Source organism: Haloferax sp. Atlit-4N (assembly GCF_003383025.1).
Lineage (GTDB): Archaea > Halobacteriota > Halobacteria > Halobacteriales > Haloferacaceae > Haloferax > Haloferax gibbonsii.
This window is the reverse complement of the sequence record NZ_PSYY01000002.1, coordinates 941,399-959,810: the sequence shown is the minus strand read 5'-3', so window position 1 is coordinate 959,810 and position 18,412 is coordinate 941,399. Positions and strand designations below refer to the sequence as shown.

Below are 18,412 nucleotides of genomic sequence, written 5' to 3'. Positions count from 1 at the left end.
ACACAAGAGATTTGTTCCGTCCTCGACTCCACCACATAGACAGATGACGGACCGACCCGCGTTCGACCGACGGGCGTTCCTCGCCGCGCTCGGGAGCGCCGGCCTCGGGTCGCTCGCCGGGTGTTCGGCCCTCGGCGGCGACTCGACCGAGACCGCCAGCACCGCCGCCCCGACCGCCAGCGTCGACGCCGACGTCGCCCGCGACCTCGCCGCGCGGTTCGCGCCGACGCTCTACTTCGACGCCGACGAGACGTGGTTCCCGACGGACCCGCGGTCGTACGCGAGCGACCGGGACGGCGAGACGGTCGTCGACGGCTTCGACGCCTTCGACGGCTACCACGCGACACAGGAGGAAACGGGCGAGCGAGCGCCGGAGCCGACGGTGTTCTACAACGTGGTTCGATACGAGGACTCGTCGCTGACGACCGTGCAGTACTGGTTCTACTCGGTGTTCGACCAGTTCACGACGAACTTCCACTGGCACGACTGGGAGGTGCTGCACGTCTTCGTCGACACGGCGGACGACGAGCCGGTCCCCCAACTCTACGTGGCGAGTTCGCACTCGCGGTCGGTGCCGAACAACGAGTTCCTCGACCCGGACCCCGCGCGTCCGCCGCGGGTGCTCTCCGAACTCGGGTCGCACTCCAGCGCGCTCTCGCTCAACGACCGCGCCGACCGATTCCAGCGGCTCCCGACGGGCGGGACGTTCGCGGACATCACGAACCGGGCGTTCGACCGTATCGAGGACGCCGCGGAGATACCCATCGCCTACGGCCTCCCGCGGGACGAGGGCGCGCGCCTCCCCTACGTCGTCCCGGAACTCGACGGCGCGCCGGTGTACGAAGACGAGCGACTCCCGTCGGTCACCCGCGACTCCCTCGTCAGCGAGGCGCTCACGGTGCGGTCGTTCGACGCGCTGTCGTCGCCGCCGACGGACCTCCCGGCGCGGTCGACGGGGTTGGTGTTCGGGCCCGAGGCGACCGGCGAGCGCGACGCGGACGCGGACGCCGACATCGAATACGCGCTCGTCTCCGCGGGCGAGGTCGAACACATCACCGAGTTCACCGGGCCGCAACTGAGCTTCGAGTTCGCGGTCCCGACGTTCGCCGAAGACGCGATTGCGAGCCACCTCACGACGACGAGCACGCCGTGGAGCCAGTCGCGCTACGCCGACCCCGCGGCGGACATCACCGACCCGACCCACCGCAGCGCCCTCGCCGAGCGGTACGACGTCGTCGACGAGCCCTCGGCGCTCAACACGCTTTTCGTCCGGGTGACGGAGGCCGTCACCGACGCCGACGCGCCGGACGGCGAGGGCGTGACGACCCGCGAGTCGGGCGTCGAGTCCGTCCTCCTCTTGGAGAGCGACCCGGAGGCCGCGCCGACGTTCGGCGGTCTCGGCGTCCTCCGCGACGTCCCCGCGGGCGAGCATCGGCTCACGGTGAACGGCGCAGGTTCGGCACCACACAGCGAGACGGTTCAGGTCGGCGACGCGGGGCCCGGGTCGGAGTCCGCAACAGAGACCGAATCGTCATCCACCGACGGCGACGACGGCGAGACGCTCACCACGGCCGGCGTGGGCGGCGAAATCCCGCTCGTCGCCCGGGAGTCGGCGACGAAAGTCGAAGTCGACGCCGACGGGACCGACCGCGACCTGACGTCGCTCGCGCTCGAAGACGACTTCGCCGGGCGGCTGTACGACGCGCCGCTGTCCGGGCCGGACGCCGTCTACGTCCACCGCGGCGGCGCGTACACCGTCGAAGTCCGCGACAGCGACGACGAAATCGGCGCGTTCCGCGTGAACCCCGACCCGAACGCGAGCGCCGCGGGCGACGACTCGGATTCTGACTCCGGGTCCGCGCCGGCGTCGATTCCGAGCGTCCGAATCGACGACCCGCGGACCGGGAAGTCGTCGCTCGCGACCTTCCTCGCCGACATCGCCGCCGAGACGGCCGCGGCGGTCGCGGCGGCCGACGAGAGAGACGGCGGCGACAGCGACGACTCGGACGACTCGGGTACTTCGGACGACTCGTCGGGCACGGGTACCCCGGACGACTCGACGGGAACGGCGACGAGCGACGGACAGGCGAACGCGGTCCGCGGGCTGGCGCAGGCGCTCGAATCGGTCGCCGAGGCCGCGAACCGGGCCGCGGAACGCGCCGAGGCCGGCGAGCGCGGCCGGGCGGACGAGAGCCTCGACACCGTCGCGTCGCGGCTCGAACGCGTGGCTGAGCGGTTAGCCGAGGCGCGCGGGGAGCTTCCGGGGTCGCTCTCTCGGGCGGCCGACCGGCGACTCGAACAGGCGCGCCGTCGCTCGGAGCAGGCCCGCGCGGCCGACGCGCTCTGAGTGGTGCGTGGATAGGTCGCGTAGCCGACCGGCCGCGAACGCGTCGCTCGCCGGTCGAATATACGCAAAATGTGAGTTATCGTTCTGCCGCGAAAACGCGGCGTACTAAATTAGTTTAAAGGCGCGTGAGGTTCGTCGCGCGGGGGCCCTTGGGGGCCTGCTCGATGTCGAACTCAACATCCGTGCCTTCTTCGAGGTCCGGGCCGCCGATGTCTTCCATGTGGAAGAACACGTCGTCGTCAGCATCGTCCGTCGAAATGAAACCGTAGCCGCCAGTGTCGTTGAAGAAATCAACGTTTCCTTTCGCCATTGCTTTTGAACACACACGCCCTTTACGGATAAGACTTGTGAGGGTCGTGTTGTCACGGGGTTATTTTATTGAATATGTTTCTGAATCATCGACATTTGTAGACGAATGTTCTGGTATGTCGGTTCTACCCGCGCTCGCCTAGTGGTTCGACGGTGATTCCTCGATAAGCTGTGGTATCGGCAGTTCCCCCCGTCGAATCCGGTCGGTCGCGGCCGACGAGGCTTTACGCGTGGCCGGACGGTCTCCGACACCGTGGATGCTAACGACGTTCGTCGGAAGTGGGCGAATCGGTCGGGAGAGTTCTCGCCGGAGTACTACGCGTACTACGGGCCGAACGAGACGAGCGAGTCGATTCGGCGCGTCTTCGAGGCGCGTCTCGACCCCTCGGCGTCGATTCTCGAACTCGGTTGCGGTCCCGGTCGGCACCTCTCGCACCTCCGCGAACACGGCTTCGAGAACCTCCACGGCGTCGACATCAACCCCGACTGTTTCGAGGTGATGGCCGACGCCTACCCCGACCTCGCCGACTGCGGGACGTTCCACGCCGCCGCCATCGAGGAGGTCGCCGAGGAGTTCTCCCCGGGCCAGTTCGACGCCGTCTACTCCATCGAGACGCTCCAGCACATCCACCCCGACGACGCGTGGGTGTTCGAGGCGCTCGCCCGGAGCGCGAGCGACTACTTCGTCACCGTCGAAAACGAGGGCGACCAGTCGGTCCCGCCCGAGGACCGCGGCGTCAACGACGACGAGTACGACTTCCCCCTCTACTACCGCGATTGGGAGGCCGTGTTCGCGCCGTTCGGCTTCGAACAGGTCGCCTGCGAGCGCGGCGACCGCGACACCCTCCGCGTGTTCCGCCGGACCGACTGACCTCGGTTCGGGTCAGAACCCGCCGTAGCGGAGGTACACCATGTCGGCGATGAGGACGAGTTGGAACAGTCCCTGCACGCCGCCGAGCATGGCGTTCTGTTTTCCGATGGCCGAAATGACGCCGGGGTCGGGGTCCTCGGAGGTCATCTCGAAGTACATCCGTATCTCGCCGGGCATCAGGAAGCCGAAGCCCTGCACCGAGAGGATAGTGACGATGACGAGCGCGACGACGATGGCCGGGGTCGTCATCTGGAAGTCGCCGATGGTGGTCGCGACCCACGCGAGCGACCCGACGGTGGCGACGGCGAAGACGACCTGCCAGCGTCGGTCGCGCCACGCGTTCAGCCGCCACCCGAGCAGGAGGAGAACCGGAATCAGGTTCGCGGCGGTGAACAGCGCGAGCCACGGTTCGGCGTGGGGAAACACCCCGAGTCGCTGGGCGAGCGTGATGCCGCCGGCGATGGTGACGAGCGCCATCGACGGGAGGAAAAACGAGGTCTTCGGCGTGAGGCGCTCGAACACCGCGGCGCTCTGTTCGTCGGTCAACCCGCCGATGACCGGCCCGAGAATCGCCCCCATGAACAGGTCGGTCCCGGTCCAGAGCAGTCCCGCCATGACGTGGACGTACGTGTGTTGCTGGAGCGACCCGAGCGTGACCGCGTACGCGAGTGCGACTACCGACACGGCGACGATGCCGCCCGCGAACGCCGGGTTCGCCCGTTGTGCCATGCCCCCGATTGTCCCACCAATCGTTGCCCTGTGTTGGCTCATCACGTTCGAGACGTGTACTATCGGTGATAAAACTGGCGACGAACGAACTTATCCCCTCCAACCCCCACCCTCCGACAATGACTGACGCCCTCTCGTTCGATATCACGAGCGTCGACGACGTCGCGGCCAACCGCGACGAGGTCGTCGCCGCGGTCGAAGCCCACGCGGGACCCATCGCGCGCGAACTCGCCATCCTCCAGGGCGGCGACTACGGCCAGGAGACGTTCAAGACGCGCCGCGGGACGTGGACGCTCAAGTACGAGGCGGGCGCGCTGCAGTACCTCCGGTTCAAGGGGAAGTCGGGCGGCGAGACGTACGTCGTCTCGACCAAACAGCCCCCGGAGCCGAAGGCGCTCGGAACGGCGATGCAGGACTACCCGGCGTTCGTTGAGGCGTACAACGAGCACGTCGAGTCGCTCGACGGCGTCCTCGACGACGTACCGACGGAGTTCCCCGCGGTCACGACGACCGAGGAAATCGTCGCCCAGCGGGACCAACTCGTCTCGACCATCCGCGAGGTGGCCGACACCATGGCGGGCGAACTCAACCGCTTCGACGGCGAGTACGGCACCTTCACCCAGCGGGTCGGCGGCACGCGCTGGGAGCTGAAGTGGGACGGCCCGCGGGCGTCGTACCTCCGCGTCGGCGGCGAGGGCGGCATCTACCTGCTGTCGCAGTACGAACCCCCCGCCGCGCCCGACGTGCGCGAACTCGCCGGCGACTTCGTCGCGTTCGTGGAGGCGTACAACGAGTACGTCGACGACCTCGAAGCCGACCTCGCGACCGTCTCGTTCGACGACGCTGGGTAGCGGGGCACCGCGACGCTTTTGGAATCACCGCCGGCACGTGATGTCATGAACGACGACTCCGAGACGGCTGACGACAGTCTCGCCGCCCCCACCGACGACCTCGCGTGGGAGACCACCGACACGCGCATCGACTACTCGTGTCCCGGCTTCGACATCCGCATGGACGACGTTCGGCTCCCCGACGGGACCGAGACGGACTTCCACTACGTCGACGAGCCGGCGGCGGTCGTCGTCCTGCCGTTCACGCCCGACGGCGACGTGGTCGTCATCGACGAGTGGCGACAGGCCGTCGGCCGGACGAACCGCGGACTCCCCGCCGGCGGCACGGAACCGGACGACGACGACTACGCCGCGGCCGCCCGGCGCGAACTCGCCGAGGAAACCGGTCACGAGGCCGAGGCGGTCGAACCGCTCGTGACCGTCGAGCCGGCCAACGGCATCGCCAACTCGGTCCACCACTACTTCGTCGCGCGCGGGTGCGAGCCGAGCGCCGACCAGAACCTCGACTTCAACGAGAGCATCCGCCCGACGACGGTCGGCTACGACGACCTCAAGCGGGCCGTCCTCGCGGGCGAGGTCCGCGACGCGCGGACGGTCCTCGGCGTGCTCTACTACGAACTCGCCGGCGAGTAGCGCGGTCGGTTCCGCGCACCCCGCGTTCGCGTCTCGAACCCCCCTCCGAGGCGAGAAGGATTTTGACGCCGGCGCCCCAAGGGGTCGATTGTGGCTACTACGACGCGCCTCCCCGACCCCGTTCGGTCCTTCCTCGCGGCCATCGCCCTCGGCGGCGGCGGTCTCGCGGTGGGGACCATACTCGTTGTCATCACGCAGTTCGCGGCGTTGAGCGCGGGCATCGAACTGACACCGCTCGCGCTCGTCGTCACGTCGCTGGTTCTCCTGCAGGGCATCGCCTTCGGCGGCGTCGCCGTCGCCTACAGTCGGTACCGCGGTCTCGGACGCTCGTACTTCGGCGTCTCCGTCCCGTCGCTCCGCGACGTCGTCGCGGTCGTCCTCGGCTACGTGACGGCGCTCGTCGCGGCGTTCGTCGGCGCGTTCCTCGTCTCGACGTTCGGCGTCCAAGCGGGGTCGAACCAGGTGACCGAAATCGCCGCGCAGGACCCCGAAGTGCTGTTGCTCCTCGTCCCGGCGTCGTTCCTCCTCATCGGCCCCGGCGAGGAACTGCTGTTCCGCGGGGTCGTCCAGAACCGCATCCGCGAGTCGTTCGGCCCGGTTCCGGGCATCGCCCTCGCCAGCGCCATCTTCGCGGCGATTCACTACGTCGCGCTCACCGGCGGCGCGGGCGGTCGACTCGTCACCATCGGCATCCTGTTCTTCCCGAGCGTCGTCTTCGGCACGGCGTACGAGCTGACCGACAACATCGCCGTCCCGGCGCTCATCCACGGCGCGTACAACGCGACGCTGTTCTCCTTGGCGTACCTCGTGTTCAAGTTCGCCGAGATGAACCCCGGCGAGGTCCCGACCGGGCTGCTGTTCTAAGCGGCCGGCGATACCAGCCTTTTTCCTTCGCTGTCCCCTCGAACAGACGTGTTCTTCTCCACACTCGTGTCGGCCGTCCAGGGGCTGGTTCCGGCGGCCGTCACGGTGGATATGCTCGTCGTCTTCGCGCTCATCCTCCTCTCTCTCGTCTTGTTCGCCACCGAGTGGCTCCCCATCGACGTGACCGCCATCGTCGTGATGGTCCTCCTGATGGTGCTGGAGCCGTGGACGCAAATCACCCCGCAGGAGGGGCTCTCGGGATTCGCCAGCCCCGCGACGATCACCGTGTTGGCGATGCTCATCTTGAGCACTGGCGTCAACCGAACCGGTATCGTCCAACTCATCGGCCGGAAGATGGCCGAGTACGCCGGCAACAGCCAAACGAAGCAACTCGCCGCGACGATTAGCGTCACCGGCCCGGTGTCGGGATTCATCAACAACACGCCGGTCGTGGCCATCCTCGTCCCGGTCGTCGCAGACCTCGCGCACAAGGGCAAGACCTCGCCGTCGAAGCTCCTCATGCCGCTTTCGTTCGCCTCGATGCTCGGCGGCACCCTGACGGTCATCGGGACCTCGACGAACATCCTCGCCAGCGACATCGCGGCCCAACTCGGACGGGAGTCGCCGGGCCTCGGCCTCCACGCCTTCGGCATGTTCGAGTTCACCAAGCTCGGCGTCATCGTCTTCGTGGTCGGCGCGGTCTACCTCATGACGGTCGGCGTCCGCCTGCTCCCGAAGCGGGTGCCCGCCGAGGACGACCTCCTCGAGGAGTACGCGCTCCAGGAGTACCTCGCCGACGTGGTCGTCCCCGCGGACTCGTCGCTCATCGGCCAGACCGTTCAGGAGGCCCTCGGGAACGACGACCTCGACATCGACGTGTTACAGCTCATCCGCTACGGCGAGCAGTTCTTGGAGCCGCTGGCCCGCAAGGAGATTCACCAGAACGACACGCTCCGGCTCCGCACGAACCGGGAGACGCTCGAACGAATCATGCGCTCGGAAGGGCTCACGTTCGTCGGCGGGCCCCGCTCGGAGAGCGAGCTCCACCCGGGCGAAGAAGAGCCGGTCATGGTCGAAGTCGTCATCCCGTCGGGTTCGTTTCTCGTCGGCGAGAGCCTCGCCAGTTCGACGTTTCGACAGCGCTACGACGCGAACGTCCTCGCCTTCCGGACCCGCGGGAAGGTCGTCCGCGACCGGTTCGAGGACATCGACATCCGCGTCGGCGACACGCTGCTCGTGCAGGCACCGCCCGACAGCCTCACGCGACTCGTCCAAAACGAGGACTTCATCGTCGCCCACGAGTTCGAGGACACCGACTACCGAACCGAAAAGACGCCGTTCGCCGTCGCCATCATCGCCGGCGTCGTCGCGCTCCCGGCGTTCAACGTCCTCCCAATCGTCGTCTCGGCGCTCGGCGGCGTCGTCGCGATGATTCTCACCGGCGTGCTCAAACCGAACGAACTGTACAAGTCGGTCGAGTGGAACGTCATCTTCCTGCTCGCGGGCGTCATCCCGCTCGGCGTCGCGCTCCAACAGACGGGTGCCGCGGCGCTCCTCGGTGACGCCGTCGCCTCGACGGCGACGTTCCTCCCCGCACTCGGCGTCCTGTGGGTGTTCTACCTCGCGACCGGGTTGCTCACGAGCGTCATCTCGAACAACGCGAGCGTCGTGCTCATGATTCCCGTCGCCGCCAGCGCCGCCCAATCAATCGGGGCCAACGCGTTCGCGTTCGTCCTCGCCGTGACGTTCGCGGCCTCGACGGCCTTCATGACGCCGGTCGGCTACCAGACGAACCTGTTCGTCTACGGCCCCGGCGGCTACACGTTCTCGGACTTCCTCCGCGTCGGCGCGCCGCTGCAGTTGCTCCTGTCGGTCGTCACCGTGGCCGGCATCGCCTTCTTCTGGGGCGTCGGCGCGTAGGCGCGTCGCCCCCGCCGTGCGAGTCGGCCACCGCCGACTCAGTCGTCGCCGTCGAACTCGTGGTCGTAGAACGCCGAGACCGTTCGGTCCGCCGAGCGCCCCGGCGGCGCGCCGACGTAGACACCGACTTTGTCGATGGCTGGGTGGACCGTCACGTCGGGGTCGCGCATGGTCGACATCGCCAGATACCGGAGCGGTTCGTCGCCGTCGTTGACGACGCAGTGCGCCCCTGACTCGTCGGTCGGGCAGGGGACGTAGTCGCCCTCGCAGAGGGCGTGGACCTCGCCGCCGAGGCGAACCTGCCCGCGCCCGGAGAGGACGTACAGCGCCTCCTCGTTCGCGGCGTGGTAGTGGTACGACCACGGCTGTGCGCCGGGCGGGAGTTCGTAGAGGCTACAGCCGAGGTGGTCGCTTCCGGCGGCCGCGCCCAATCGCTTCTGTTTGAACGTGCCTTCGACGCCGTCGCGGACCCTCCAGTCGAGGTCGGACTCGTTGACCGGTTCCATATCGGGCGTTCGGCGAGTCGGCGGAAAAACGTTCGTCGGGGTCGCTCGCCGGCGCGGTCGCCGGGCGTCGGTCAGTTCGGACGGTCGTCGCCGCGCCCGTCGGCCCGCATCGCTCGGTTGGGGGTCGAGGCCGCGGGCGTCGCCGTCTCGCGGCCCGGTGCGCCGCCCGCCGCGCGTCCGGAGTCGAACTGCGAGACGAGCGACTTGAGCTGTTGTGCGCGCTCCGAGAGCGACGAGGACGACGCCGCAATCTGCTGGGTCGCGGCCGTCTGTTCTTCGGCCGCGGCGGAGACGTTCTGGGCCTCGGAGGCCGTCCGGTCGCTGAGGTTCGTTATCTCGTCCATCATCGTGACGACCTCCTGGGTCGACTGCGCCTGCTCGTCGGTGGCGCTGCTGATGGACTGGATGGAGTCGTTGCTGTCTTCGATTTTGTGGACGATTTCCTCGAGCACGTCCACCGTCTCGCCGACGGTCTCGCGGCTCGCTTCGACCTCGTCTTGCGTCTCGAAGGTGTCTTCGGCGACGTTCTCGGTCGATTTCTCGATGTCGCGGATGAGCGAATCGACCTCCTGGGTCGCCTCGGCGGTCTCCTCCGCGAGCGTCTTCACCTCGCTGGCGACGACGGCGAACCCCTCACCGGCGTCGCCCGCGCCCGCCGCCTCGATGGAGGCGTTGAGCGCGAGGATGCTCGTCTTCTCCGCGATGTCGTCGATGAGGTCGACGACTTCGCTGATCTGCGTGACCGACTGCTGGAGGTCCTCGACCTCGCTGACGGTCTCGGTCGACCGCGACTCCAGTTGCTCCATCTTCTCGATGGTCGAACTGGCGGCCTCTTGGCTCTCCTTGGCGCGCCCGACGGTCTGTTGGGACTGCCGCGCGATTTCCTCGGAGGAGGAGGCGATTTCCTCGATGGTCGCAGAGAGGTTGCTCAGTTCGGACTCCGCGGCGTTGAGGTTCCGGTGCTGCGTCTCGTTGCCCGCCGAAATCTCTTCGATGCTGTTCGCCACGTCCGTGCTCGTCGTCTTCACGGCGTCCGCGCTCGCGGTGACCTCGGAGCTCTCGTCGTCGACCTGCTCGGCGAACGTCTGTATCTGGACGATGACCGAGTCGATGGCCTCCAACATTTCGTTGAACCCGCGGCCGATGCGACGCATCGCGTCGTTCTGACTCTCGGCGTCGACGCGGACGGTAAGGTCGCCGTCGGCGGCCGTCTGCATCGCGTCGCCGTAGTTCTCTGCCTGCCGTTCGAGGTCCGTCGTCAGCGCGTCGAGTTCGCGCCGCCGTTCTTCGGCGCTGTTGACGAGCTCCTTCATGTCCGCGACGATGGCGAGCGTCGCCGTGCCGCCGATGGCGAAGACGGCGACCGTGGCGGTCATGAGCGGCGAACTCGCGAGGTCGAACACCTCGGGATAGATGCCGACCTTTTCCAGCGTGAGGCTGGCCATCCACAGAATCGCCAGCACGGAAGCGAACGCGTACGTCAGCCAGAACGACGCTTCCGCGTCGGTGTCGCGGTAGTTGAGCCACGCCAGCACCGCCGCGCCGATGAACCCGAGGGTTCCGATAGCGTCGAAGAACGCGTCGATTATCACGAGCCCTCACCGCCTTTGATGACGTTTTTCCGGCGGACGTACGCGGCCGCGAAGAACGTCACGCCCGCGAGGCCGATGCCGACCGCGTGCTCGACGAAGTTGAGCACCGACCCGAGGAAGAGCGCCTCGACGTTCGTGGCCACGATGCCGATTACGAGCATGACGTACCCCGCGGCGAACAGCTTCGTCTCGTCTCTGTACTGCGTGATAACCGGTATCAGCCCGACGAGCGCGACGGCGAGCGCGGTTACTTCGAGTGGCGATAGGTTGGCTAACATCTGGTTTCCCAGTTCTGCTAATCTCTTTGTAAACTGTTCGCCCAAAAAATCACGTTTGATACCCTTGCTGTATGTTTTCTAGAACATTTCAACGCGTGAACCGATTTCCGGTCGCGCGTCTGTTTTCGCGCGCGGCCGACCCGCGAACGGAACCCTTACCGCCGCGCTCGGGAAACGCCACTCCATGCGCGACCACTTCGAACTCCGCGACGGGGACCTCGCCGGCCGAATCGGCCGTCTGTCGGTCCCGCGTGCGGGGGTCACCGTCGAGACGCCGGCCCTCCTGCCGGTCGTCAACCCGAACATCGACACGATTTCGCCCGCGCGGTTGGAGTCCGAGTTCGGCGCGGACATCCTCATCACCAACTCCTACATCATCAAGACGAACGAGCACCTCCGCGAGGAGGCCCTCGACGTGGGCCTCCACGAGATGCTCGACTTCCACGGGGCCATCATGACCGACTCGGGGTCGTTCCAACTCGCCGAGTACGGCGAAATCGACACGACGACCGAGGAGATTCTGCAGTTCCAGCGCGACATCGGGACCGACATCGCCACCCCGGTCGACATCCCGACGCCGCCGGACGTGGCCCGCGAGCAGGCCGAGACGGACCTCGAAATCACCAGACAGGCCCTCGCCGACGCCGAGGCGGCCGACACGGGCGAGATGCTCGTGAACGCGCCCGTTCAGGGGTCGACCTACCCGGACCTCCGCGAGGAGGCCGGCCGCCACGCCGACGCGACCGACCTCGACGTGTTCCCCGTGGGCGCGGTCGTCCCGATGATGAACGCCTACCGCTACGACGACATGGTCGACGCCGTCGCGGCCGCCAAGCGCGGCCTCGGCGTCGACGCCCCGGTTCACCTGTTCGGCGCGGGCCACCCGATGATGCTCGCGCTCGCCGTCGCGCTCGGCTGCGACCTCTTCGACTCCGCCGCCTACGCCCTCTACGCCCGCGACGGCCGGTATCTCACGGTCCGCGGGACCGAACACCTCGAAGACCTCGAATATCTCCCGTGTACCTGCCCCATCTGTACCGAGTACTCGCCCGACGACCTGCGGGCCGCGGGGTCGAAAGAACAGGAGCAACTGCTCGCCGAGCACAACCTCCACGTCACGTTCGCCGAACTCCGCCGCATCAAGCAGGCCATCCGCGACGGCGACCTGATGGAACTCGTCGAGGAGCGCACCCGTTCGCACCCGGCGATGCTCGACGGCTACCGCGCCCTCCTCGACCACGTCGACCAGCTCGAACGCGAGGACCCCGCCTCGAAGGGCGCGTTCTTCTACGCCTCCAACGAGAGCGCCCACCGGCCCGAGGTCGCGCGCCACCACGCCCGGATGGACCGCCTGACCGCCGAGGGCCACGTCCTCCTCACCGAGGGCGGCACTCCCTCCGGCGACGACTTCGACGCGACGTGGCGGGTCGTCCCGCCGTTCGGCCCGTTCCCGCGGTCGCTCTCCGAGACGTACCCGCTCACCGCCGAGGTCCCCGAGCGACTCGACCGCGACGCCTACGAGCAGGCCGCCCGCGGCGTCTCGCGGCTGGTCGAGGAGAACCCCGACGCGGCGTTCACGCTGGCGCACGACGACTGGCCCGAGTCGGCGCTCGCCCGCGTCCCCGAGTCGGTCGAGCTGGAGTCGCTTTCGACGGTCTCCGAGCGGTTGGGCGACGAGGCGTCGTCCGAGGGGGACGACGAAGGCGAGGCCGCTGACGCCGCCGACGGAGGCGACGAGCGCGACGTGGGCGACTCCGACGGACTGTCAGACGAGTAGCGCCGACCCGGGCGGTCGCGTCGGCGTCTGTCGGTCGATGCTCTTAGGTTCACCCGACGTATCAACGAACACGATGGAGGCTGTCCTCTGGTACGTGCTCACGGGAACCCGCGGCGGCGAAAACCGTGTGCGTATTCTCAAGACCGTAGAGGAGCAGCCGCGAAACGCCAACCAACTGGCCGAGACGCTCGACCTCGACTACAAGACCGTCCGGCACCACCTCGACGTGCTCATGGACAACGACGTGGTCCAGCGAAGCGGCGACGACTACGGCGCGGTCTACCTCCCGTCGCCGCGGTGTCGCGCCAACTGGGAGACCGTCGAGACGATCGTCGAGCGAATGGACTGAGCATGCGAGTCACGGACGCGGTGATTATGGAAAGATTTGGGAAAGCGTATATCAGGATGACGGGGAAAGGAGAGAACGAATGAGTATCTGGGTGGACGTCGCGACGGTCTCCTCGGGCGTCAACGTCGTCGTGCTACTCGCACTATCGGCGGTGTGGGCCCGAAACTACCTGACCTTCAGGTCCAAACACGCCGTCGGACTCCTCGTGTTCGGGGTGTTCCTCCTCGCCGAGAACGCGCTGGCGTTCTATATGTACATCCTCGACCCGACGCTCTCGGGGTGGTTCAGCACCGACGTGCCCGTCATCGCCTGGCGGCTGATGATGCTGTTGCACGTCTTCGAGACGTTCGGCCTCGTGTTCCTCGCGTGGATCACGTTCGACTGAAAACACGATTTTTCCCGCGCTCCCGTCCGGTTTTGACGCACCTTCGCCCGCTCAGTCGCGGTGTTTCCGCTCGTGGGTCGGGTGTTCGGAGATGAAGACGCTCGTGTGGTCCGGCACGTCCTCCGTGACCCACGAGTTCGCGCCGATGCTCACGTGGTCGCCGACGGAGACCGCGCCGAGCACCTTGGTCCCCGCGCCGATGACGACGCTGTCGCCGATGTCCGGGTGGCGCTTGTACCCCTTCTTGAGCGAGTGTTCGTCGTCTTCGTCCTCCTCGAAGTGGAGCGCGCCGAGGGTCACGTCCTGATAGATGCGCGCCCACTCGCCGATGGTCGTCGTCTCGCCGATGACGACGCCGGTGCCGTGGTCGATGAAGAAGTAGTCGCCGATGGTCGCGCCGGGGTGGATGTCGATGCCCGACTCCATCTTCGCGTACTCGGCGAGTTCGCGGGCGTATTCGGGCGCGCCGGCCTCGTAGAAGGCGTTGGCGACGCGGTGGACGATAATCGCCTGCACGCCGGGGTACGACCGGATGATTTCGATGTAGCCGCGCGCGGCCGGGTCGCCTTTGTAGGCCGCCTCGACGTCCTTCTTCAGCGTCTCGCGGATGTCGGGGAGTCGCCTGACCACCTCGTCGACGACGGGCGCGGGGTCCTCGTCGGCGTAGGGGGCGATACCGGAGTGACAGAGCGCGGCGAAGTTGGCGACCGCGTCGCGGAGGAGTTCCTCGTCGCCGACCCACGGCCCCGCGTTCCAACAGCGCGGGAACAGGAGTCGCTTGATGAGGTCGACGTCCTCTCGCAGGTGATTCCGCCGCGGGAACGAAAGCGACGTGTCCGTGGGGAAGGGGTCGTCGTCGGCGCGGTAGGACGCCGCGAGCCCGAGGTGCGCGTCGCCCGAGTAGGTGTAGGACATCCGATAGCGATAGTTGGTGGACGAGCGGTATTTAACCCCGTCTCATCGGGCCCGATTCGCCGCCTTCGAACCGCGACTCTCGGGCGCGAATCGACCTCACCAGTCGGCACGTTCGCTCCGACGAATCGGCGCGCCCCCGACCGCCGGATAAGGCTTCTGGCCGCCGAAATCGGGCGAATGGGGACACAACGGGGAGAGATTTGGGTGACAGTTCGGAAAATCTTCTTTTAAATATTCGTCCCCCTCTGAGACATGCGACGCACACTCGCAGTGTTGATGACACTCGTCGTGGTCGTCGGGGGCATCCCGGCGGCCGCAGCGGCACAACAGGAGACCGCGTCCGTCTCCTTCGAGAACCAAGCGACAGGCGGCACGACGGTGACGGTCGACTCCGTCACGCTCCCCGACGGCGGCTTCGTGACGATTCACGACGCCTCCGTCACGGACGGCAACGTCCTCGGGAGCGTCGTCGGCTCGTCGACGTACCTCGACGCCGGCACGCACGAGAACGTGACCGTCCACCTCGACGAACCGGTCGGCGAGTCCGGCACGTTCGTCGCCATGCCCCACATGGACTCCGACGGCGACCGCGTCTACTCGTTCGTCGCGGCTAACGGCGAGGCCGACGGCCCGTACACGGCTGACGGCAGCGCCGTCGTCGACACCGCGATGGTCAACGCGAGCGCGACCGTCTCGATGTCCGACCAGCCCACGACCGGCGACTCGGTCGTGGTCGACCGGGTCGAACTCTCGCAGGGCGGCTTCGTGACGATTCACGACGCGTCCGTCACCGAGGGCGCGGTGTTCGAGAGCATCCGCGGCACCTCCGCGTACCTCCCGGCCGGCGTCCACGAGAACGTCCGCGTCGAGCTGGACGCGCCCGTGACCGAGAACACGACGCTCGTCCCGATGGCGCACATGGACACCGACGGCGACGAGATGTACACGTTCCCCGAGTCCGAGGGGGAGACTGACGGCCCGTACACGGCTGACGGCAGCGCCGTCGTCGACACCGCGATGGCCATGCCTTCGGACACCGCGAGCGTGAACTACACCGCGCAGGCCACCGGCGGCTACTCCCTCGTCGTCGACTCGGCGTACCTGCCCGACGGCGGCTTCGTGACGATTCACGACGGCACCGTCACCGACGGACAGGTCTTCGAGAGCATCCGCGGCACCTCCGCGTACCTCGAACCCGGCCTGCACCGCGACGTGCGGGTCACCCTCGACTCGCCGCTGAACGAGACGACCACCGTCGTCCCGATGGCCCACATGGACACTGACGGCGACGAGACCTACACCTTCCCCGAATCGGAAGGCGAGGCGGACGGTCCGTACACGGCTGACGGCAGCGCCGTCGTCGACAGCGGCAACGCGACCGTCTCCGCCAGCGTCGACTACACGATGAAGTCCTCGGACGGCGCGACCGTCGTGGTCGACCGCGTCGAACTCTCCGAGGGCGGCTTCGTGACGATTCACGACCCGTCGCTGTCGGGCGGCGCGGTGTTCGACAGCGTGGTCGGTACCTCGATGTACCTGCCCGCCGGCGTCCACGAGGACGTCGAAGTCACCCTCGACGAGCCGATTCGCTCCTCGCAGGTGCTCACCCCCATGGCGCACATGGACACCAACGACAACGAGGCCTACGACTTCGTGACCAGCGAGGGCGAGTCCGACGGTCCCTTCACGGCTGACGGCGGCGCGGTCGTCGCCAGCGCCCACACCTCGGTCAACGCGGTCGTGACCGCGATGGACCAGTCCGGCGACGGCACGACCGTCACCGTCGAGTCCGTCACGCTCCACGACGGCGGCTTCGTGACGGTCCACGACGAGACGGTCACCGAGGGCCAGGTCTTCGAGAGCGTCCGCGGCACCTCCGCGTACCTCGAACCCGGCACCCACGAGAACGTCGAAATCACCCTCGACGCGCCGCTCGAGGAGTCCGGCACCGTCGTCCCGATGGCGCACATGGACACCAACGGCAACGAGGCCTACGACTTCGTGACCAGTGAAGGCGAAAACGACGGGCCCTACGTGGCCGCCGGCGGCGCGGTCGTCACGACCGCCGACTACACGGTCGAAGGCACGATGACGGACGAGCCGACCGAGACGATGACCGACGAACCCACGACCGAGATGACCGACGAGTCGATGGAGACGACGAGCGAGTCGTCCACCGACGCGCCCGGCTTCGGTCTCGTCGCGGCCCTCGTCGCGCTCGTCGCGGCGGCGCTCGTCGCCGTCCGGCGTCGGTAATCCCGCTGACGACGCACCGGCCCACCACCACACAGAGGCACCCTTTTTCGTACGCCGCGCGGGCCAAAAGCCACCCCCGCGCGGCACGCGCCCCGCTTTGGGGTTATTTTGCGCTGTTGACCGTCACAGAGTGTGACGGGCAGTGTGTGTTGAAATATGCGATGTAGGATAGATTCTGTGTTTAGAAACCGCCACGGATAAGCTTGGATAAGGCTGAGGACACCACTTTTGCTTTTGCAAGTTGATGTTCACGTTGGAGTCGACCCGTCGTCGTGTTAATAGAAAAATCTCTCTCTACTGGTTCTGTAGTTGGTATTACTGGTCGGTCCAGTCGGGCAGTGTCCTGAACTTTTCCGGTTTTGACACTCCCGAAATCAGCGAGTACATTCGGACCTAAGCGGATATCGTCTTCATAGTGATCTCTGATAGTCGAATTGTAGATGTTTGCATTGACATTTTCGAAGTCAAAACCAAGGCGGCCATCTTTAGATGCAAAGTATAGATTCTCTCCAGAAACAGAGACCGGAGAATCGTGGCCACGTACCTTTAGACCAGTATCAGAATGTCCCTGAACAACAGTATTCTCGATATGGACTGGCACATCTGATTTAATAGCCGAGCTACAATTACTAAACACACAATTCGAGATCTGTAAAACCATATATTACCTACACGTTCTGTTGAGATAGTATTTCTGGTAAAGGTGTTTGGAGAGTACTCGCACGCTGCACCCAGCGCGTCTCCGTCAACCAGTAACTGACCACCTCACCAGACCCGACTATTCCGACGAACGCATCCGCGCCGCGTAGTCCCACGTATGCAGCCGCTCGGGCCGAATCCGAATCATCACCTCGTCGCGCTCGGGCGAGAGCAGTCGCTCGGCCAGTTCCGAGTCGGTGTCGCCGAGATACCGCGTGATGAGTCGCCGCAGCACTGCCTTCTCCGCGTCGGGTTCGACGGTCGCGGTTCCCCGGCCGCGGACGCCCCGGTACGGCGGGTCGTTCGTCGAGATTTCGAACGCCACGTCGTCGTGGGCGCGGAGGAATCGCACCACGTCGGCGTCGGCCGCGGTGGCACACCGGAGTTCGGTCGCCTCGGCGTCCCACTCGTACCAAAGCGAGAGCATCCAGAGGTCGTCCGCCGGGGTGCGACACGAGAGTCGAACCGGGACGGTCGCGTCGGCGAGGAAGTCGTCGACGCGGTCGCGCGACCACGGGCCGGTGGGGTCGGGGGCGTTCATAGTGGTCGTTCGGGCGGGGCGGGCTAAATTCGGTAGGCTCGGTGGAAGTAGAGCGGCCGAACCGATGGGCTCGGTCGCCGGCGGGTTCGCCGTGCCACCAGACATACCAGTGTCTGGATACAAGGGCCCGTGATGACGGACACAGACCTCGGTACGGCGGTAATCGTCTACGACGACCCCGACGAGGGAACCGTCGAGAAACGCGTCGAAAACGAGAACATCGCCTACTTTCAGGACCACTGGATAGTCAAACTCGACGAGGACGCCGGCGGCAACGACGTCGTCCGCCGGATTCCGATCCAGCGAGTCCACTACGTCGAGCGCTCCGTCGAGGAGTTCGAGACGGAGGTCAAGACGCTCCGAAACCAGGTCGAGTCGTTCGCGAAGAACCTGCAATCGTCGCTACTGGGCGGCCGTGACGACGCCGACGCCGACGCGCAAACCGAAGAACCCCAGCGCATCGAAGTCGAAGACGGCCGGTCAAACGAGTAGTCCGTTCGTTTCCGCTGTTTTTCGCGTGGCTCGCCGTTTACGAAGACTCCCGGCGTTCCCCCGTTTCGGCGCGCCCGCAGAAGACAAGTTAATTGCCT

General features: G+C 66.6%; 19 protein-coding genes. 11 read left to right on the top strand and 8 right to left on the bottom strand.

Going from position 1 to position 18,412, the window contains the following annotated elements; genetic code table 11:
* Positions 1-43 precede the first annotated feature (43 nt).
* Complete coding sequence (locus C5C07_RS13915; protein ID WP_115805303.1) at positions 44-2,347, top strand: hypothetical protein; 2,304 nt, start codon at positions 44-46, stop codon at positions 2,345-2,347.
* A 115-nt stretch (positions 2,348-2,462) separates the two neighbouring features.
* Here the strand turns inward: C5C07_RS13915 and C5C07_RS13910 are convergent, their stop codons facing one another.
* Complete coding sequence (locus tag C5C07_RS13910) at positions 2,463-2,657, bottom strand: cold-shock protein (RefSeq protein WP_004041873.1); 195 nt, start codon at positions 2,655-2,657, stop codon at positions 2,463-2,465.
* 252 nt (positions 2,658-2,909) lie between these two features.
* Here C5C07_RS13910 and C5C07_RS13905 point away from each other — a divergent pair, with 252 nt between their 5' ends.
* Entirely contained in the window at positions 2,910-3,527 is a 618-nt protein-coding gene (locus C5C07_RS13905; RefSeq protein ID WP_004976226.1) for a bifunctional 2-polyprenyl-6-hydroxyphenol methylase/3-demethylubiquinol 3-O-methyltransferase UbiG, read from the top strand.
* A gap of 12 nt (positions 3,528-3,539) precedes the next feature.
* Here the strand turns inward: C5C07_RS13905 and C5C07_RS13900 are convergent, their stop codons facing one another.
* Entirely contained in the window at positions 3,540-4,256 is a 717-nt protein-coding gene (locus C5C07_RS13900) for a hypothetical protein (RefSeq protein ID WP_004976224.1), read from the bottom strand.
* Positions 4,257-4,375: 119 nt separating this feature from the next.
* Between C5C07_RS13900 and C5C07_RS13895 the strand changes: the two genes are divergently transcribed.
* From C5C07_RS13895 to C5C07_RS13880, 4 genes are all read left to right on the top strand, one after another.
* Complete coding sequence (locus tag C5C07_RS13895) at positions 4,376-5,107, top strand: hypothetical protein (protein WP_004976222.1); 732 nt, start codon at positions 4,376-4,378, stop codon at positions 5,105-5,107.
* Between the two features lie 45 nt (positions 5,108-5,152).
* Positions 5,153-5,740 carry an NUDIX domain-containing protein gene (locus C5C07_RS13890; protein ID WP_115805302.1) on the top strand — a complete coding sequence of 196 codons (588 nt, stop codon included), beginning with the start codon at positions 5,153-5,155 and terminating at the stop codon, positions 5,738-5,740.
* A 90-nt stretch (positions 5,741-5,830) separates the two neighbouring features.
* Positions 5,831-6,604, top strand: coding sequence for a CPBP family intramembrane glutamic endopeptidase (locus C5C07_RS13885; protein WP_004976219.1), 774 nt, complete (start codon positions 5,831-5,833; stop codon positions 6,602-6,604).
* Between the two features lie 48 nt (positions 6,605-6,652).
* Positions 6,653-8,524 (top strand): SLC13 family permease, encoded by a 1,872-nt coding sequence (locus C5C07_RS13880; protein WP_115805301.1) that lies wholly within the window; start codon positions 6,653-6,655, stop codon positions 8,522-8,524.
* A gap of 38 nt (positions 8,525-8,562) precedes the next feature.
* Here the strand turns inward: C5C07_RS13880 and C5C07_RS13875 are convergent, their stop codons facing one another.
* The 3 genes from C5C07_RS13875 to C5C07_RS13865 form a co-directional block, all read right to left on the bottom strand.
* Positions 8,563-9,030: a cupin domain-containing protein gene (locus C5C07_RS13875; protein ID WP_115805300.1), complete on the bottom strand. Its 468-nt coding sequence runs from the start codon at positions 9,028-9,030 to the stop codon at positions 8,563-8,565.
* Between the two features lie 71 nt (positions 9,031-9,101).
* Positions 9,102-10,622, bottom strand: coding sequence for a methyl-accepting chemotaxis protein (locus C5C07_RS13870; protein WP_050459327.1), 1,521 nt, complete (start codon positions 10,620-10,622; stop codon positions 9,102-9,104).
* Positions 10,619-10,900: a hypothetical protein gene (locus tag C5C07_RS13865; RefSeq protein WP_004976212.1), complete on the bottom strand. Its 282-nt coding sequence runs from the start codon at positions 10,898-10,900 to the stop codon at positions 10,619-10,621. The genes C5C07_RS13870 and C5C07_RS13865 overlap by 4 nt, the downstream gene beginning before the upstream one ends.
* A gap of 184 nt (positions 10,901-11,084) precedes the next feature.
* On the opposite strand from C5C07_RS13865, the gene tgtA reads away from it, so the two are divergent.
* The 3 genes from tgtA to C5C07_RS13850 all read left to right on the top strand — a co-directional run bounded on the left by tgtA (position 11,085) and on the right by C5C07_RS13850 (position 13,411).
* Positions 11,085-12,677 (top strand): tRNA guanosine(15) transglycosylase TgtA, encoded by a 1,593-nt coding sequence (gene tgtA / locus C5C07_RS13860; RefSeq protein ID WP_115805299.1) that lies wholly within the window; start codon positions 11,085-11,087, stop codon positions 12,675-12,677.
* A 73-nt stretch (positions 12,678-12,750) separates the two neighbouring features.
* Positions 12,751-13,026 (top strand): winged helix-turn-helix domain-containing protein, encoded by a 276-nt coding sequence (locus C5C07_RS13855; RefSeq protein ID WP_004041883.1) that lies wholly within the window; start codon positions 12,751-12,753, stop codon positions 13,024-13,026.
* A gap of 79 nt (positions 13,027-13,105) precedes the next feature.
* On the top strand, positions 13,106-13,411 hold the full coding sequence (locus C5C07_RS13850) for a hypothetical protein (RefSeq protein WP_042662634.1): 306 nt from the start codon (positions 13,106-13,108) through the stop codon (positions 13,409-13,411).
* A gap of 51 nt (positions 13,412-13,462) precedes the next feature.
* Here C5C07_RS13850 and epsC read toward each other — a convergent pair whose 3' ends face one another.
* Positions 13,463-14,326, bottom strand: a complete 864-nt coding sequence (gene epsC / locus C5C07_RS13845) for a serine O-acetyltransferase EpsC (protein WP_004976205.1) — start codon at positions 14,324-14,326, stop codon at positions 13,463-13,465.
* Between the two features lie 276 nt (positions 14,327-14,602).
* Between epsC and C5C07_RS13840 the strand changes: the two genes are divergently transcribed.
* Positions 14,603-16,582, top strand: coding sequence for a PGF-CTERM sorting domain-containing protein (locus C5C07_RS13840; RefSeq protein ID WP_199522749.1), 1,980 nt, complete (start codon positions 14,603-14,605; stop codon positions 16,580-16,582).
* 181 nt (positions 16,583-16,763) lie between these two features.
* Here the strand turns inward: C5C07_RS13840 and C5C07_RS21060 are convergent, their stop codons facing one another.
* Positions 16,764-17,243, bottom strand: coding sequence for a hypothetical protein (locus tag C5C07_RS21060; protein WP_147302014.1), 480 nt, complete (start codon positions 17,241-17,243; stop codon positions 16,764-16,766).
* A gap of 117 nt (positions 17,244-17,360) precedes the next feature.
* On the bottom strand, positions 17,361-17,822 hold the full coding sequence (locus C5C07_RS13835) for a pyridoxamine 5'-phosphate oxidase family protein (protein ID WP_115805297.1): 462 nt from the start codon (positions 17,820-17,822) through the stop codon (positions 17,361-17,363).
* 132 nt (positions 17,823-17,954) lie between these two features.
* Here C5C07_RS13835 and C5C07_RS13830 point away from each other — a divergent pair, with 132 nt between their 5' ends.
* Positions 17,955-18,314 carry a hypothetical protein gene (locus tag C5C07_RS13830; protein ID WP_004976191.1) on the top strand — a complete coding sequence of 120 codons (360 nt, stop codon included), beginning with the start codon at positions 17,955-17,957 and terminating at the stop codon, positions 18,312-18,314.
* Positions 18,315-18,412: the final 98 nt, after the last annotated feature.

Excerpts from the sequence above, each read along its gene's own strand:
- C5C07_RS13915 (WP_115805303.1), top strand. The coding sequence starts at position 44 with ATGACGGACCGACCCGCGTTCGACCGACGGGCGTTCCTCGCCGCGCTC.
- C5C07_RS13910 (WP_004041873.1), bottom strand. The coding sequence starts at position 2,657 with ATGGCGAAAGGAAACGTTGATTTCTTCAACGACACTGGCGGCTACGGT.
- C5C07_RS13900 (WP_004976224.1), bottom strand. The coding sequence starts at position 4,256 with ATGGCACAACGGGCGAACCCGGCGTTCGCGGGCGGCATCGTCGCCGTG.
- C5C07_RS13895 (WP_004976222.1), top strand. The coding sequence starts at position 4,376 with ATGACTGACGCCCTCTCGTTCGATATCACGAGCGTCGACGACGTCGCG.
- C5C07_RS13890 (WP_115805302.1), top strand. The coding sequence starts at position 5,153 with ATGAACGACGACTCCGAGACGGCTGACGACAGTCTCGCCGCCCCCACC.
- C5C07_RS13875 (WP_115805300.1), bottom strand. The coding sequence starts at position 9,030 with ATGGAACCGGTCAACGAGTCCGACCTCGACTGGAGGGTCCGCGACGGC.
- C5C07_RS13865 (WP_004976212.1), bottom strand. The coding sequence starts at position 10,900 with ATGTTAGCCAACCTATCGCCACTCGAAGTAACCGCGCTCGCCGTCGCG.
- tgtA (WP_115805299.1), top strand. The coding sequence starts at position 11,085 with ATGCGCGACCACTTCGAACTCCGCGACGGGGACCTCGCCGGCCGAATC.
- C5C07_RS13855 (WP_004041883.1), top strand. The coding sequence starts at position 12,751 with ATGGAGGCTGTCCTCTGGTACGTGCTCACGGGAACCCGCGGCGGCGAA.
- C5C07_RS13850 (WP_042662634.1), top strand. The coding sequence starts at position 13,106 with ATGAGTATCTGGGTGGACGTCGCGACGGTCTCCTCGGGCGTCAACGTC.
- epsC (WP_004976205.1), bottom strand. The coding sequence starts at position 14,326 with ATGTCCTACACCTACTCGGGCGACGCGCACCTCGGGCTCGCGGCGTCC.
- C5C07_RS13840 (WP_199522749.1), top strand. The coding sequence starts at position 14,603 with ATGACACTCGTCGTGGTCGTCGGGGGCATCCCGGCGGCCGCAGCGGCA.
- C5C07_RS21060 (WP_147302014.1), bottom strand. The coding sequence starts at position 17,243 with ATGGTTTTACAGATCTCGAATTGTGTGTTTAGTAATTGTAGCTCGGCT.
- C5C07_RS13835 (WP_115805297.1), bottom strand. The coding sequence starts at position 17,822 with ATGAACGCCCCCGACCCCACCGGCCCGTGGTCGCGCGACCGCGTCGAC.
- C5C07_RS13830 (WP_004976191.1), top strand. The coding sequence starts at position 17,955 with ATGACGGACACAGACCTCGGTACGGCGGTAATCGTCTACGACGACCCC.